General features: G+C 61.9%; 12 protein-coding genes and 2 pseudogenes. 5 read left to right on the forward strand and 9 right to left on the reverse strand.

What is annotated here, in order from left to right; translation table 11 throughout:
• Window positions 1-94: 94 nt before the first annotated feature.
• From Q368_RS0114360 to Q368_RS0114375, 4 genes are all read left to right on the forward strand, one after another.
• Entirely contained in the window at window positions 95-1,468 is a 1,374-nt protein-coding gene (locus tag Q368_RS0114360) for a tetratricopeptide repeat-containing protein (protein ID WP_162179650.1), read from the forward strand.
• A gap of 117 nt (window positions 1,469-1,585) precedes the next feature.
• A complete protein-coding gene (locus tag Q368_RS23940; RefSeq protein ID WP_029459753.1) occupies window positions 1,586-5,314 on the forward strand; it encodes a TIR domain-containing protein in 3,729 nt (1,242 codons plus the stop codon).
• 485 nt (window positions 5,315-5,799) lie between these two features.
• Window positions 5,800-6,120, forward strand: a complete 321-nt coding sequence (locus tag Q368_RS23945; protein WP_029459754.1) for a VOC family protein — start codon at window positions 5,800-5,802, stop codon at window positions 6,118-6,120.
• An 86-nt stretch (window positions 6,121-6,206) separates the two neighbouring features.
• Window positions 6,207-7,463: a serine/threonine protein kinase gene (locus Q368_RS0114375; protein ID WP_029459755.1), complete on the forward strand. Its 1,257-nt coding sequence runs from the start codon at window positions 6,207-6,209 to the stop codon at window positions 7,461-7,463.
• Here Q368_RS0114375 and Q368_RS27425 read toward each other — a convergent pair.
• The 7 genes and pseudogenes from Q368_RS27425 to Q368_RS26470 form a co-directional block, all read right to left on the reverse strand.
• Window positions 7,463-7,804 (reverse strand): annotated as a pseudogene (locus Q368_RS27425) (hemerythrin domain-containing protein); the annotation flags it as partial. The gene Q368_RS0114375 and the pseudogene Q368_RS27425 sit on opposite strands and share 1 nt — an antisense overlap.
• A 597-nt stretch (window positions 7,805-8,401) precedes the next feature.
• The gene (locus Q368_RS27430) at window positions 8,402-8,947 is read right to left on the reverse strand and encodes a 4Fe-4S binding protein (RefSeq protein ID WP_211249779.1); all 546 of its coding nucleotides are present in this window, start codon (window positions 8,945-8,947) and stop codon (window positions 8,402-8,404) included.
• A 41-nt stretch (window positions 8,948-8,988) separates the two neighbouring features.
• Window positions 8,989-9,387 (reverse strand): CGGC domain-containing protein, encoded by a 399-nt coding sequence (locus tag Q368_RS24750; RefSeq protein WP_084158812.1) that lies wholly within the window; start codon window positions 9,385-9,387, stop codon window positions 8,989-8,991.
• A 48-nt stretch (window positions 9,388-9,435) separates the two neighbouring features.
• Window positions 9,436-10,167 (reverse strand): DUF364 domain-containing protein, encoded by a 732-nt coding sequence (locus Q368_RS0114385; protein ID WP_029459757.1) that lies wholly within the window; start codon window positions 10,165-10,167, stop codon window positions 9,436-9,438.
• A gap of 44 nt (window positions 10,168-10,211) precedes the next feature.
• Window positions 10,212-10,940 carry a Rossmann-like domain-containing protein gene (locus tag Q368_RS0114390; protein WP_029459758.1) on the reverse strand — a complete coding sequence of 243 codons (729 nt, stop codon included), beginning with the start codon at window positions 10,938-10,940 and terminating at the stop codon, window positions 10,212-10,214.
• Between the two features lie 60 nt (window positions 10,941-11,000).
• Window positions 11,001-11,444, reverse strand: coding sequence for a CGGC domain-containing protein (locus tag Q368_RS0114395; RefSeq protein WP_029459759.1), 444 nt, complete (start codon window positions 11,442-11,444; stop codon window positions 11,001-11,003).
• Between the two features lie 74 nt (window positions 11,445-11,518).
• Window positions 11,519-12,040, reverse strand: a complete 522-nt coding sequence (locus tag Q368_RS26470; protein ID WP_342665706.1) for a DUF5320 domain-containing protein — start codon at window positions 12,038-12,040, stop codon at window positions 11,519-11,521.
• Here Q368_RS26470 and Q368_RS25785 point away from each other — a divergent pair.
• Entirely contained in the window at window positions 12,024-12,215 is a 192-nt protein-coding gene (locus Q368_RS25785) for a hypothetical protein (RefSeq protein ID WP_029459760.1), read from the forward strand. The two genes, Q368_RS26470 and Q368_RS25785, sit on opposite strands and share 17 nt — an antisense overlap.
• A gap of 49 nt (window positions 12,216-12,264) precedes the next feature.
• Here Q368_RS25785 and Q368_RS24760 read toward each other — a convergent pair whose 3' ends face one another.
• Window positions 12,265-12,978, reverse strand: a complete 714-nt coding sequence (locus tag Q368_RS24760) for a DUF134 domain-containing protein (RefSeq protein ID WP_029459761.1) — start codon at window positions 12,976-12,978, stop codon at window positions 12,265-12,267.
• A 277-nt stretch (window positions 12,979-13,255) separates the two neighbouring features.
• Window positions 13,256-13,794: pseudogene (locus tag Q368_RS24765) on the reverse strand (transposase); the annotation flags it as partial.
• Between the last annotated feature and the right edge of the window lie 137 nt (window positions 13,795-13,931).

The raw sequence follows: 13,931 nt of genomic DNA on the forward strand, positions 1-13,931 counted from the left end.
CGTTGCGCTTCCGGTTGGCTTGACAACCGGACCGCCTCGACCGGAAAACGCAGGCAAAGGCATTATGCCGAAGCCCCTGCAGGAGCTCCGCACCATGTCCGCTGCATCCGCCAAGACGAGCCTCAATCCGTCGATCGACGCCATTCGGGCGACAGGAGCGCCGGCAGCGCTGCTTTTCATCCATGGCTTCTCCGGCAACCTGGGGTTGACTTGGCGCCACCTCGCCGATCTGGTCAGCGCAGACCCGGCCCTCATGGAATACGACATCTTCTCCATCGGCTACCCCACAAGCCTCATGCCCAATGTGCCGGGGCTCTGGAGCGCCGAGCCGTCCCTGGCGACCCTCGCCGACTACCTGCGCACGACCGCGGCCTATTCCGCGCTTGGCAACGCCCGGTGCCTGGCCATCGCCGCCCACAGCATGGGCGGGCTCATCGTGCAGCGGGCCTGCCTTGACGATGCGGAATTCAGCCGCCGCATCTCCCACATCATCCTCTTCGGCACTCCGAGCAACGGCCTCAAAAAGGCCCGTTTCCTTTTCTTCAAACGCCAGACCAAGGACATGGCCAAGGACAGCCCGTTCATCGCCGACCTGCGCACGCGTTGGGACGCCACGTACGGCAGGCAGGCGCCGTTCAAGTTCCTGGCCGTGGCCGGCGACATGGACGAGTTCGTGCCCCGGGCGTCCTCCATCGATGTCTTTCCCCAGGAGCAGCGGGCCGTCATTCCGGGAAATCATCTGGAAATGATTCGTCCCAACAGCCGCGAGGACCTGTCCTACATGGTGTTTCAAAGATTCCTGACCGGAGCGGCGGCCCCGGCCGGCCCGCTGGGGGCGGCGCGTTTGGCTGTGGAATCCCGCGAGTTCCACCGGGCCGTTGCCCTCTTTCGCGCCCATGGCGACGCCCTCGACGAAGGGGCGCTGGTGCAATACGCCCTGGCCCTGGAAGGGCTCGGGCAGGCGGAGGAAGCCGTTGCGGCGCTGGAGCGCTTCGGCCGCAAGGGCACGGACGCCCTGGGGACCTTGGCCGGCCGGATCAAACGGCGCTGGCTTGCGGAACGTTGCGAACCGGATGGCCGCCGGGCGCTGGACCTCTATGGCGCGGGCCTCACGCAGGCGCTGGCGGCGGGCGACTGGCCCCAATGCCATTACCACGCCATCAATGCCGCCTTTCTGTCCTGGGCTTTTGCCGGGAATCCGGCGAAGGCCCGGGAGTATGCGGCGCAGGCCCTGGAATACTGCGCCAAATCGCCGGAAGGCAAATGGCGGTCCGCCACGGAGGCCGAGGCGAGCATTCTCCTTGGCAGGGGAGGGGACGCGCCCGCCCTGTATGCCGCGGCCATCGGCGAACGGTCCGGCGTCAAACCCCACGAAGCCTATGCCATGTATGCCCAGGCCCTGGAATGCGCCGCCCTGGCCGGGGACGAGGCGCTGGCCGAACAGTTGCGGCGGACTTTCGGCTTCTGAACGGCGCGGGGTGGATGGCTTGGGATGGGAACGATATCTTGTCTCTATTGAATAAGAGATTCTATTTTTAAGCATAGGGCACTGTTTCCGGCCAGTGCCGCAGCCAGGACAGCGCGCATGAAACACGATCTCGACGATCTCGGCGACGGATATAAGTATTGGGCTTTCATCAGCTACAGCCACAAGGACAAGGCTTGGGGCGACTGGCTGCACAAACGCCTCGAAACGTATACCGTTCCCGGCAAGCTTCGGGGACGCCAGACCGCGGCCGGTACGGTCCCGCGCAAGCTCTACCCCATTTTCAGGGACAGGGAGGAGCTGCCCAGCTCGGCGGACCTGAGCCACAACATCGACGAGGCGATCAAGGCTTCCCGCTCCATGGTGGTCATCTGTTCGCCCCACGCGGCGGCCTCGGCCTGGGTCAACGAGGAGATCCGGCAATTCAAGCAAATGGGGCGCGCCGACCGCATCATGTGCCTGATCGTCGGCGGCGAACCGAACGCCACGGACAAAGGGCTCCCGGAAGAGGAATGCTTCCCCCCGTCCATCCGGCATGTCGTGGACGCAGCCGGCGCATTGAGCGAAGCGCGGGCCGAACCCATCGCCGCGGACGTCAGGCCGGGCATGGACGGCAAGACCTGCGCCAAGCTCAAGCTCCTGGCCGGCATCCTCGGCATCGAATACGCCCAGCTCAACGACCGGGAACTCCGGCGGCGCTGGGCCAGGACCGCCGTCCTTTCCCTTCTGGCCTTCGTCCTCCTCGGCGCGTTCACCGGCCTGTGGTGGCACCAGGAGCGCGGCAAGCGGATCGCGTTGACCATCGAACGGGATGAGGCCAAGCACCAGTTCGGCCAGGCCCTGCTCGAACGCGCCCAGCGTTTCAAAAGCGAGGGGCGTGAGATGGATGCGTTCCTGACCGGCGCCTATGCCCTGGGTTTCGAGGGCCAGGCCGCGCCCCCCGAGGTGCGCGGCACGTACCTCAAGAAGGGTTCCCGCGCCGCGGCGCTCGATCGGGGCGTCGTCCTCAACTCCGGATTCCGGTTCGCCGGCCGCACCCCCGGCTTCACCCGGCACCTGGACGTGGCCGTTTCCCCGGACGGCGCGCGGATTTATTCCGCCGACGGCGACGACAGGGTGCGCTGCTGGGACGCCGCCAGCGGCACGTTGCTGCGTTCCTTCGAGATGCAAGGCCGTGTGGAGCAGGTGGCCATCAACCCGGAGGGCACGTTCCTGGCCGTCCTGGTCTCCCGGGACAAAGGCACGGATTCGTTTTCGGTGTTGTATCGCCTGGCGCTCGACGCGAAAGACGCCGCGCCTGTGGAAATAGGGCGCCCGGACCGCAGCCCGTCCTCCATGGCCATGGCGGATACCGAGGTGCTTTGCCTGGAATTCCTGGACTCGTTCACCCTGGTCGACATCTTCGGAAAAAGGCCGCCCATCAAAGTCGAAGGGCGTCATCCCGTCATCGCTGGGGACGAAAAGCGGATCTATTGCCTCGGCAAGAAAAGCGACGACTCTGACTTCCTTTGCGCGTGCGCCCCGGCCACGGGAGAAATCGTCCAGTGGTTTGAGAAAATTGATCTTTCCTATGAACTTATCGACGTATGGGGCGGCAAGGCCTTGCTCCGGAAAGGTGATAATGGCCGCAACGACTGGTATGAAATTTGGGATTTCGGCACCGAAACATTGCTTGGCAAGCTGCCTGACGCCACACGACCGCTCAAATTCCTGGGGCAGGAGCGGCTCTTGGCCCGGCTAGGCTGCCGTCTGGCCATCGTGAACTTCAAGGGCGAGGTGGTCGAGGACAACCTGCACCGCGAAAACGAGAAAGAGAATCAAGATTCACGTATTTTTCTCTCGGCCAGGCGGGACATCCTCGCGGCCGCCTCCCCACCGATGCTGCGAAATCTCGCCGTGCCAACCCCGAAGGCGGGGCGTAGCCAGACCCCGCACCAAGGCGCGATCCGAAAACTCCTTCCTGACGAACCGGGCCTGTTTTGCAGCGCCTCGGCCGATGCGGCCGTGGTTTGGGAGGACGGCAAGCCCATCCAGACCATCGCTTCTCCACAAAAAAAAGTCCTTGGTATCGCGGAGGGCGAAATCCTCCTCCTGGATGACGACGGATCGGTCATGGTCCAAAACGTCAACGACGACCAGGCCAGACTTTTATCCAACAAAATTCCCGAATTTCATCTCGTGGACGGCTTCGCCACGCACGACGTCGCCGTGCTCCTTTGGCAGGCCGACAGTTATCAGTCGGAAATACAGGAAAAAATAACTGTCCACGACGCCAACGACGGGCGCGTCCTGGCATCCTATGCGGAAAAGGACGGCGACTGGCTGGATCGCCTCGTGCCCGTCCCCGATGGCGATGGTTTTCTGCTCATCCGGTTCAGCTCGCTGATGTTTTATCCGTTCAAGCAGGGCAAACCCCGCAACATGGCCGCCTGGGATCAGGAAACCGAGCTTTTCGAGTCCGTCGCCCTATCCGAAGACGGAACCCGCTACGCCTACGTTCGGAAAATCAGAAATGCCGATCAGCATATCAGCGACCATTACATTCCGGTTTCGGCTACGAAAACCGGTGAAGTCGTCAATCGCCTGCAAGGACTCAAGTCCTCGGCGGCGGCTATTGCCCTGGACGCTTCGGGTGCCAGACTGGCGGGTGTGGACGGCGAAGGGACCTGCATCATCTGGGATGTGGCTTCCGGCAAGCCCTTGCAACGCCTGACCGTCTCCCCGCAGGCGACAGCCATGGCCTTCGATGAGGACGACGCAGGCTTGCTGATCGGCTATGCCGACGGCTCCGTCGAGCGATGGGACACGGGGCGGGACCTCTTCCACAAGCACGCGGAACTGGTCGGAACCCCGGGCTTCACTCGTTTCAGCCCGGCCGACGACGTGGCGTACATCGCCACCGGTGCACAATACCTGCTGCGTTGGGATACGCGGACGGACGGCATGGAGACGATTCCCGACATCGGCCACACCTACAACGACGGCGAGTTTACATTCCTTGGTGCCGGAATACTCCTGAGCACGAGGATCGGCGATTTCGCCGTCCTCTACGACATGAATACCGGTTCCCGGCGCGAAATCGGAGTCGAGGCTCTCGGCGACCGCGTCGCCGCCGCCCCGGGCGGACGCCAGACCGCCTTCCTGTGTTATTCGGAAATGAATGGCCAGTTCACGCATGTAATCAAAATCGCGGACATGGACGCCCTGAAGGAAATCGCCACCATTTCCCTGGGTGAAAAAAACAGTGTCGGGTATTTGGCCTACAGCCATGATGGCCGGACCCTGGCCGTCGGCGTGGAGGATGCGGTTCTTCTGTACGAGACGGGAAACTTTACCCCGACCGGCCAACTCACGGGACATGCGGGCGCGGTGGGAGGGATCGCCTTCTCCCCGGACGACGCCAGGATCTACACCTGGGCAAAGGACGATACCGTCAGGGCCTGGGACGCCAAAAGCCAGCGCCCGTTGCACACCTTCGACGCGCCCGGGGCACGGGCGCTCGCCCTGGCGCCGCAGGGCGATTCCCTGGTCATCGCCGCGAAGGAGGGCCTGACGTTCTGGAACCCGCTGACCTTCGAACCGCTGGGATTGATTCCCGATCCCGACATTTCGGAAAACGGCATCGACTTCAACCGCAACGGCGACAAACTTGTCGAAGCTTACGACGACTACACCATGCGCATGCGCCGCATTCACAGGCAGGCCATGGCGGCGGAGTATTTCAAGGAGATTCGTTTTGAAGGCCTGGATATCATCCATAAGAGGGAGGCGGAGAATTTCTACACGCAGCCGGGCATTCCCTTTATGCAACATCCGCAGGCTCGATAGCAGATGCACCCTTGCCTTGGTCAGGGCGTCGATGGACCCGAGGCGCGACAGGGCCGTGTCCACGATCCTGGCCGCCGTCGCCTGCTCGCCGAGAGGGCGACGCGGCCGGAAGCCGCGAACGCGGCGGATTGGGGCATGGTGCGGGAATTGGCCACGACGTGGAAACTCTGTTCAAGGAACGCTTCGGTCTGCGGCGAGATAGCGTGTCGTAACGCGAAGTCGAGCATGGCCTCGGTGGGCACCGGCGCGCCGGTGTGCGGCAAACGCGTCCGCCGCGCGGGCGGGAGCGCTTGCTCATCTGCGGCAGGGAATATATGCGTGGTCGGCAAGCCCGATGCCCGGTCGAGCTCCCTGAAAAAACACTTCCGGACAGCGGGGAATCGCATGAGCGACGGGGACGGCTCTGTGCCGTTTCGCCTCTTCCTGACGCGCGTTCGCGTGATAGAGTCGGTTGGCGGCCCCTTGCGATACCGGCACGGGAGGGAGTGGGCAAGGGGGCAGGCCTGTGCCTGGAACTCATGTGCTACCACTGCCCCCGGGGTTCCCAGGACGTCGTCTTCCACAAGACCGACGACATGGTTGGGCCCCGGCATGTGGCCCTGGAGGTGGCGGACATCGCCGTGGTCTTCGAGCACCTGAAAAAGCAGCCCGGGGTGCGGATGATCAATCCGTCCCTGGACTACGGGACGCCGGTGAAGCTGGGCACCTCCGCCATCTCCTTTTTCTGTTGGCTAGATCCGGATGGCGTCCAATGGGAAATGGAGCAGGGACGGCCGCCGGGCTTTGGCCGGGAGCTCGCCGGGTAGCGCATTTCTGACGTACGGGACGGCCACAACCGGAACCGCGGTCCCCGAAGGAGGGGACCGCGCAGAGAGGCGATAGGGAGGGGTCTATGTTCGGCATCCCCGGCTATTCCAGGTTCGAGTGCATTCACGCCGGCCGCAAGCACCGGGTGGTCAGCGCCGTGGAGGACGCGACCGGCCGGGTGGTGGCAATCAAGATGCCGTCCATGCTCCTCCCTTCGGGCAAGGCCCTGGCCGTTTTGGAGAAGGAATTCGAATACCTGGACCGCCTGGACCTGCCAGAAATCCCCCGGGCCAGGGGCCTCGTCCGCACCGGGCGCTCCATCGCCGTGGTCATGGAGTGCTTCGAGTTCCCTTCCCTCAAGCTGGTGGCCGAGGACCGGCCGCTGCGCCTGGCCGAGGTCGTCGGCGTCTTTGAGAAACTGGCCGCCATACTGGTCCGGCTCCATGCCCGGGGCATCATCCACCGCGACATCAATCCCGCCAACATCCTGTTCGAACGGATCACCGGCCGGGTGGTCCTGGTCGATCTCGGCTCGGCCATCGACATGCCCCAGCAGTCCTCGGCCGAACTGCGGCCCGAGACCGTGGAAGGGAAGGTGGCCTACATGTCCCCGGAACAGACCGGGCGCATCAACCGTCCTGTGGACCTGCGCTCCGATTTCTATTCGTTCGGCGTTTCGCTCTACGAGATGCTGACCGGCCGGCGGCCCTTTGCCGGCGAGGACGCCGGGGCCCTCATCCACGGCCACCTGGCCGTCAGGCCACCGGAACCGGCCGCCCTCGATCCGGCCATCCCCCGGGTGCTTTCCGACATCGCCATGAAGTGCCTGGCCAAGGACGCCGGCGAGCGCTACCAGAGCACCCCGGGCCTCCACGCGGACCTGCTCCGCTGCCGGACGGCCCTGGAGCGGCACAGGAAGATCGCATCCTTCGTCCTCGGGGAGTCCGACGCGCGGGACCGTTTCCAGTTTCCCGAACGGATCGTCGGCCGCGGCCAGGAGCTTGCGGCCTTGCAGGACCTCTACGGCCGGGTTGGCCGGACCGGGAGCGCCATCGCCATGGTCCGGGGCGTGTCGGGCGTCGGCAAGACCTCGCTCGTCCAGGAGCTCAGCCGGTCCGTCGCGGCGCAAAAGGGCTACGTCGCCTACGGCAAGTACGACCAGTACAACCGGGCCGTGCCGTTTTCCGGGCTCATCCAGGCCCTGTCCCTGCTCATCCGCCAGATCCTGAGCGAAGGCGAGGCGCGCATCGCCGTCAGGGCAGGCGTGCCAAGCAAGCGTTCGGCAATGGGGAGCAACACACTATTTTCTTTGGCGATGTGCTGGGTCAGCAATTCGATGTAGTCAAGGGCCGGGGCGACGAATGACCGAGGGTCGGCGCTGCCTGCCAGGGCGGCGTCCATGTCGCGAATAAGCCCCCGCCCGAGGACATGTTCGTGAAGCATGATTCCGATGGGACCGCCTTCACGCGGCATGCCCGCAGCCTCCAATGCGGGGAAGAGGATGTCCTCCTCCTTGCCGTGGTGGCATTTGTCGACAAAAATTTTGAGGAAATCGAGGATGCCAGTAAGCTCGGCGACTGGAACGGTTCCACCCGCTTCGATGCGCGTGGCGAGTGCCCGCATGACGCCCAGCATGCGAAGAATGCCTTCATGTTCCGCTCGTAGGTCGTCTGTCGCTGTCATACGCTCCTCGGGAAGAACTTTAATTGTTTAATTATACGCGGCCGGCGATTCTGATGCAAGTAGCCCAGGTTTTTTTCGATTATGCAAGGTGCTTGCTAAAGGCCACGTCGTCGCCTTCACGAAAAGTGGCTGGCAACGGGCACAGAAAGCCGTGTTTGGCGCCTACAACAGCCCAACACTGCCCTGTATTTGGCAATAAGCCGGCGACCCGGGCAGGTGGGTAATTATTTGCCGCTGGGCAGAAAAGGCAGAATCAAGGTGGCGGTTGTGCAAATTTACCAGATCAGGGACTCTAACCGCCATGTTGGGACAATTTTACCCTTGTCGGAAGAGGGGCATACTGATAGGTCTAAATCAGAGAAAATCATTATCAACTATTTTTGAAGTCTTAATATATCAAGCTGTTGTCTCTGTTGGCGGGGTCCGAGGGTGCTGAGTCCCCCCTTCGGCACCATCTATAAAAGTGTTGCAGCTAACAAGCTGTAACCCCTTGTTTTTTGTTTCAGGGTGAGCTGGTCCATATACATAGGTCGTTTTGGCAGTGTTCATGTGCGTTTCTCTTGTCGCATAAAATGATAAATAAATCAGGGGCGCATTTTACTCCATACGCGTGATTGCTTTTTGAGGACAAGAAAAGACACAAACCCCGCACTTGACGCAGTGTTCGGTGTCGATCACCGCTTTGCCGCCGGACAAGGAAATCGCACCCATGGGGCATACGTCGACGCACGTTCCGCAACCACAGCACAATTCCTTGTTGACCATCGGTCTTTTTTTCCCTTGCCGTTTCTGATCGGCAACAGGGGCGTTCTCTGCGGATACGGTCTGCCCGTTGCTTTTCGATGCAAGGGAAGGTTGCCGGCCGGGGATAAAGTCCCGCGCGAAAGTGACGCCTCTGCGGCAGAGTCCTCCCCCGGACCGGGGCCGGAGCCCCGTCCGGGATTGCATTTTCCGCCGCCCGCCGCCGCGTTTCCCCTGGCCGCCATTCATCGCGTCCTCCAGTCGGGCAGGGACAATCCTGCGTCTGGCTTGAGCCGAAAGAAAGCCGGGCCTCGTCGTGGGTGCTTGTTCAGACGTTCCACGAAAAATCTCCTTGCTTTGAAACTGCGGCCAGGACGTCAGCTTCACTGATGCCCTGGTCATGGTTTTGCGCCATGTCTGAGGACGGTGTTGCTATGGCACGCTTAGTCATTGCGTGTATTCCCTGCAAAAAATTGTTCAGGACGGTATTCTCCTGGGAGGTGCGCCGTGCCTTTTACACAAGGGATACCGGCTTCGCGGGAGATATGAGACAGCAAATCGTCTATGTTGTCGCAATAACCATTTCGGTTGACCCATTTCCCTTCTTCCTTGTGCGCAAACGTACATGTACACCAATGAACAACTTCCGCGCCTTTTGATTTCAATGTTTTTGCCAACGTGACAGAACGATCCCCGGGGCAGTGACAAGTCATGACGCCGACAAGTTCAGGATGGTCGGTCCCCGCAAAACCTTGGGAACCACTGGCAAGGCAGGAAAGACAGCCGGTGAGGGGGCAGGTCGTTTCATTCATCTCGCAACGGATCAATCCAATTTTGGTCATGCCATACTCCTTGCTGCAATCATCGATTGTCGATGCAATGCTCCAGGCTCATTGTTGGTGTTTGAAAACAGTCAGCCGCTTGACGCCTTGTATCTGTCTGTAATTCCCACCCTGGCTGACGCAACAAAGCACCTTGTCTGGTTCAGAAACCACGGTGCCGCACAAGGCATCCACCCCGTGATCGAACAGCAGCGGCGTGAACGGCACCGAATCTCCCAGCATGAGCACGAATGCGTCGGGCCGGCACAGGCGGATGAGCCCGTCAAACGTATGGTTGGTGATGGAGGTGCCGGTAATGGCCACGACATCGGCCTGCGGCAGGAACTCTTCAGCCTGTTCGGGGCCGAAATCGCCTTCCTGGGGATTGTTATCCAGAACCCAGAGGTTGGCGGCTTGTTGTCGGACCTTGGGAAGGAAGGGAAAATGGCCGATGACCGCCACGTTTTTTTCGGTCCCCTTTTCCAGGAGGATGTCTCCGGCATTGCGCTCCACCATGACGGACTCGTCCACGGGCAAGAGGGAATTGATGGTGGCCATGCCAATGGCCGCTTCCAGCAGGCTTTGCGAATGCACCAGGGAGACAAGTTCCTCGGCGTTTTTTTTCAGAAGGAAACCTGGTTCCGCCACAAGGGGCGGTGACTGGCGCAAGGCATCCTTGGGCAACGTCGCGGCAAGCCCGCAACGCCGGGTGACCACTGCGGTATGGAATACGCCCTGGCGAATATCCATGACCGGACAATCGTAGTCGAGGACGCATGTGAGTTCTTCAAGCAATGTCATGAATGTTCCTTGTGCGTGTTTGTTCCCGGAAGGGGGGCAAAAGCTCAAAGGGCCTTGGCGCAAAACCGTTCCCAGCCCATGAGTGCCGCCGCGCCGGCGATGGTCGTGCCGTAAAAGATGATCGGGCGGCCATCGAGAAACGCGCCCACGGTGTCATTGGCCAGGGTGGACCCCGTAACCACGAGCAGATCGGCCCGAGCCAAGGCATCGTCCTTCTGATCCGGCCCTAAAATTTCGGTGTTGTATTGGACCGTGCCGATGTTGTCCGGGTCGAGATCAAGCACTTTCAGGGCAAACCGTTCGCTCAGGGCCTGGATGATCTTGGGCTGGAATCCGACCTGTGTGATATGGACGTCGCCAAAATGTTCGCTGATGTAGCGGCTGAATTTCGCGGCGCATTCATTGGGTTCCTTGTCGCGGCAATGGATGGTGCGGTCGCACAGCCCCAGTCCACGCACCGTGGCGTTGACCGAAGCCACGAACACCGCCCGGCGGAAGTTGTTTTCCAGCGGCATCGCGGCGACATCGGCCAAGGTTCCGGAAAAATCCCCGAAGCGGTCGGTGAAGGCCTGTCCCTTGGCACCCCGGAACTCGGCTTCCATGAGCCGTTCCTTGCCTTTTTGCAGGGGGAAATCCTCACCCTCGGGATCGCCTATGGCCTCGTGGACGGTCAGCGTTCTGGCCTTCACCGCGATGGGTTCGCGAAGCAGGTCGTGTTCCTCCCACAAGGCCAGGGCCTTGCGTCGGACAAGTTCAAGCGTTCCAGGTTGCATGGCCTCACTCCTTTGGTGTGTACAGGAAGGCAACATTCAATGTTCGAGTGCAATACGCATTCAGTCGTAAGCGGCCATGACATCCGGAGTTTCATGCAGGAGGGTTTCGGCTGTCGCAGCCATGTTGCTGTCCGCCCAAAACGGCAGTTTTCGATGCGCGTTAAAATAATTCCGGGGGATGGGATGTGTCCCAACCACCACGGGAACTTTGTAATGGGATTCGATAAACGTCTTGAAATGACTCAGATGGGGGCATGGCGGGTAGCCGACGACCAAGCCGGTAGCCAGATGGACAACCGTTGCGCCGTTTTTGATAAATTCCGCCGGAACATATTCTATGTTTCCCCCGGGACAGCCGCCGCAGGAAGCGAAACCGACAATGGATACGCTTTGTTCCTCGGCGTAGCGGGCGAATCCGCCCCGGCGTTCCCGCAGAGCCCGAAAACACTTGCCGGCCCCACAAGTTCCGTACCGGGCACAGATGATGATACCGATGCTGACCATGTGTTTTTCCCTTTCGACGGAACTCCCGTCACCCGAAACGGGTGGCGGGAGTCTCGCGTCATGGCCGTACGCCATCAGCCCTGCGTGGTTACATCGTCCATCTTGGCCAGACGTGCCTTGATGGCCGCCAGGGAGCTTTCCATGGCCGTGGCCTGCTGCCGCAGATATTGCCGTTCCATCTCCGGCGTGGCCGCGCCGGAGACGGGCCCGGCCGGTGCGGCGCCCATGAAATTCGAACGCCAAACACCGCGAAAGCCGCCCCGGCTGAAGCCGCCGCGACATCCCCGGCCAAAGCCGCCCTGGCCGAAGCCGAGCCGTTGTCCGCCCCAACCCGGAGCACTGGCAAACCCGGGAGTATTAGCTCCCGAGCAATAGCCCATAGAGCGTCCCGTCCCGGACCCCATTCCGTTAGGTCCTGTTCCATCACCGCGTGGCATGATGCATCTCCTTTCGGTTAGAGGGTTATTGCCTCGCCATGGCCGCCCCGCAGGCGGGGCAACGCATGGTGGTGCAGGCGACTCCCGGCGTATGCGGTGCTGTTTGGCCGCACTGCGGACATACGCACAGGTCTGTCCCCGTTTGCATGGAGCCGGCATTGCCGGGCATACCGCCCGCGCGGCCGGCTTGCCCGAGGCCTCGGCCCTGGCCTTGGCCGCATCGGCCGCCACCCTGGCCGCCTTGTCCTTTGCCCTGACCCTGACCGCACCGGCCCTGGCCACCTCTTCCACCTTGCGTCGCACAACCTTGCCGCATAAAAATATCCTCCAGTGAAAAGGGGATTCCCTTTGCTCGCGTCTGTTTTTCCCGCCACGAAGGCTCATCATGCCTCTTGCCCATCACAAGGCCCCGATTCGTTGTTGGTTGCATCGGCAGCCAGTCGTCCCGCCGCTTCCCCGACCGTTTCCTCCATGGACAAGGGCCCGTGCTCAATGAAATCAAGGCCGGCCCGGGAGACTGCGTTGAGAAATCCAGGAGGGGGAGGACTGGCCAGCAGCGCATGGGCCCCGGCGTCGCGCAGGTTGCGCAGAAGGTGCATCACGGCACCCCTTCCGCGACCGGTCTGTCGGGTATTTTCCAGGTACTGGAAGGACATGTCCGCCAAATTCACCAACATGAATCCACTGGTCCGGTCGAAGCGGGGAGCGACCAGGGAATCCAGCGTCGGCCCTTGGCTTGGCACGGCCACGACATACCCTCCGTCGACAGACCGGGCCGCCCGAAGCCTTGCCGCATCCTGACCTTGCGCCACTTCATAATGCCCCCCCTCGATGCGAAGCGCCGCGCCGCAAACCAGGGCCCGAGCCACACGGGTCCTGGCTTCGGCCAGCACCCGGCCAAACGTATGCCGGGAAACCCCCATGCCCACGGCGGCCGCCTCGGTGGTCAGACCTTCCATGTCGGCTAAGCGCAACGCCTCCAGGCCCTCTATCGAAAGCCGGATTTCCACGAGTTCGCACAGGGGAATGCCTTGCGGCTTAAAATAGGTTGCCTTGGGGATACCGGCCACCCACCGGCGCAGACGAGGACGTGGCATGCAGGACTCCTTTGTTTTGCTCAAAAGAGCAAATAATGCTCAAAAGGACGGGGTCAAGGGGCCCGGCATCTTTTTCTCTCATTTGAGCATAACAATGTCCGGTCCGCTTGCTCGCACCGGTTAGCCGCCAACGGCCGACATCCCCCTCTCGCCACGATCCCCCTCGGATGCCAATACCTCGAAGCCCACCGGCTTATGGCGCAAGGTCATGGCGATGACACGCCGTACTGTTGGCAGACCGAGTCTCGGATTGCGTAGCAGTGGTCGCAGCCGATACTCACGCCCGGCGAAAAAACAGGTACGCAGCGTCTGGTTGGGCTGCCTTGGGTCGAATTGGGGCTGGCTGCGCCTCGTTGCGTTGGGGGGTACGTTCGGCCATGGCCTCGACCTGCATGGAGCGGCTTTGCAGCTGCCACTTGTCGTTTTGCTCCAGCAAGATGGCCCCGATGAGCCGGATGATGGACTGCTCGTTGGGGAAGATGCCGACCACCTCCGCCCGGCGCATAACCTCTTTATTCAGCTTTTCTAGCGGAGTGGTGCTATGCAGCTTGGCTCGGTGCTGTGCCGGGAAGGTCATGAGGGCCAGCACGTCGTGCTCGGTTGCGTCCATGAAGCTGGCGGGCTTTGGCCATTTGCCGCGAAGCTGGTCGGCGACATGCTGCCAGGTCTGGCTGGTGCTGGCGGCATCCGGCTGTGAAAGGCTTGGCGCAGAGCGGCCGAGACCATGGCATGCTGGGACTTGGGAACCCGGGCCAAGGCGTTTCGCATCCGGCGGACCCGGCAGCGCGGCCACATGGCCCCGAACGTCTTGGCGATGGGTCTTTCCGGCTTTTCCGCGGGTACCTGGACCCAGACCTGTTTGGGAGCTGGCGTTCCAGCGGCCACGACCCCTCGCGCCAGCGGTGACCGACCCGGCAGGCGCCCAGGACAATGGCGCGGCGCATGGCTATCGC

It is taken from the genome of Solidesulfovibrio alcoholivorans DSM 5433, from assembly GCF_000702665.1.
Classification (GTDB): domain Bacteria; phylum Desulfobacterota; class Desulfovibrionia; order Desulfovibrionales; family Desulfovibrionaceae; genus Solidesulfovibrio; species Solidesulfovibrio alcoholivorans.

What these genes read in the sequence shown, in the direction of transcription:
- Q368_RS26470 (WP_342665706.1), bottom strand. Translation starts at nt 12,040, where the DNA reads ATGCCGGCTCCATGCAAACGGGGACAGACCTGTGCGTATGTCCGCAGT.
- Q368_RS0114375 (WP_029459755.1), top strand. Translation starts at nt 6,207, where the DNA reads ATGTTCGGCATCCCCGGCTATTCCAGGTTCGAGTGCATTCACGCCGGC.
- Q368_RS24760 (WP_029459761.1), bottom strand. Translation starts at nt 12,978, where the DNA reads ATGCCACGTCCTCGTCTGCGCCGGTGGGTGGCCGGTATCCCCAAGGCA.
- Q368_RS0114360 (WP_162179650.1), top strand. Translation starts at nt 95, where the DNA reads ATGTCCGCTGCATCCGCCAAGACGAGCCTCAATCCGTCGATCGACGCC.
- Q368_RS0114395 (WP_029459759.1), bottom strand. Translation starts at nt 11,444, where the DNA reads ATGGTCAGCATCGGTATCATCATCTGTGCCCGGTACGGAACTTGTGGG.
- Q368_RS0114385 (WP_029459757.1), bottom strand. Translation starts at nt 10,167, where the DNA reads ATGACATTGCTTGAAGAACTCACATGCGTCCTCGACTACGATTGTCCG.
- Q368_RS0114390 (WP_029459758.1), bottom strand. Translation starts at nt 10,940, where the DNA reads ATGCAACCTGGAACGCTTGAACTTGTCCGACGCAAGGCCCTGGCCTTG.
- Q368_RS24750 (WP_084158812.1), bottom strand. Translation starts at nt 9,387, where the DNA reads ATGACCAAAATTGGATTGATCCGTTGCGAGATGAATGAAACGACCTGC.
- Q368_RS27430 (WP_211249779.1), bottom strand. Translation starts at nt 8,947, where the DNA reads ATGACCAGGGCATCAGTGAAGCTGACGTCCTGGCCGCAGTTTCAAAGC.
- Q368_RS23940 (WP_029459753.1), top strand. Translation starts at nt 1,586, where the DNA reads ATGAAACACGATCTCGACGATCTCGGCGACGGATATAAGTATTGGGCT.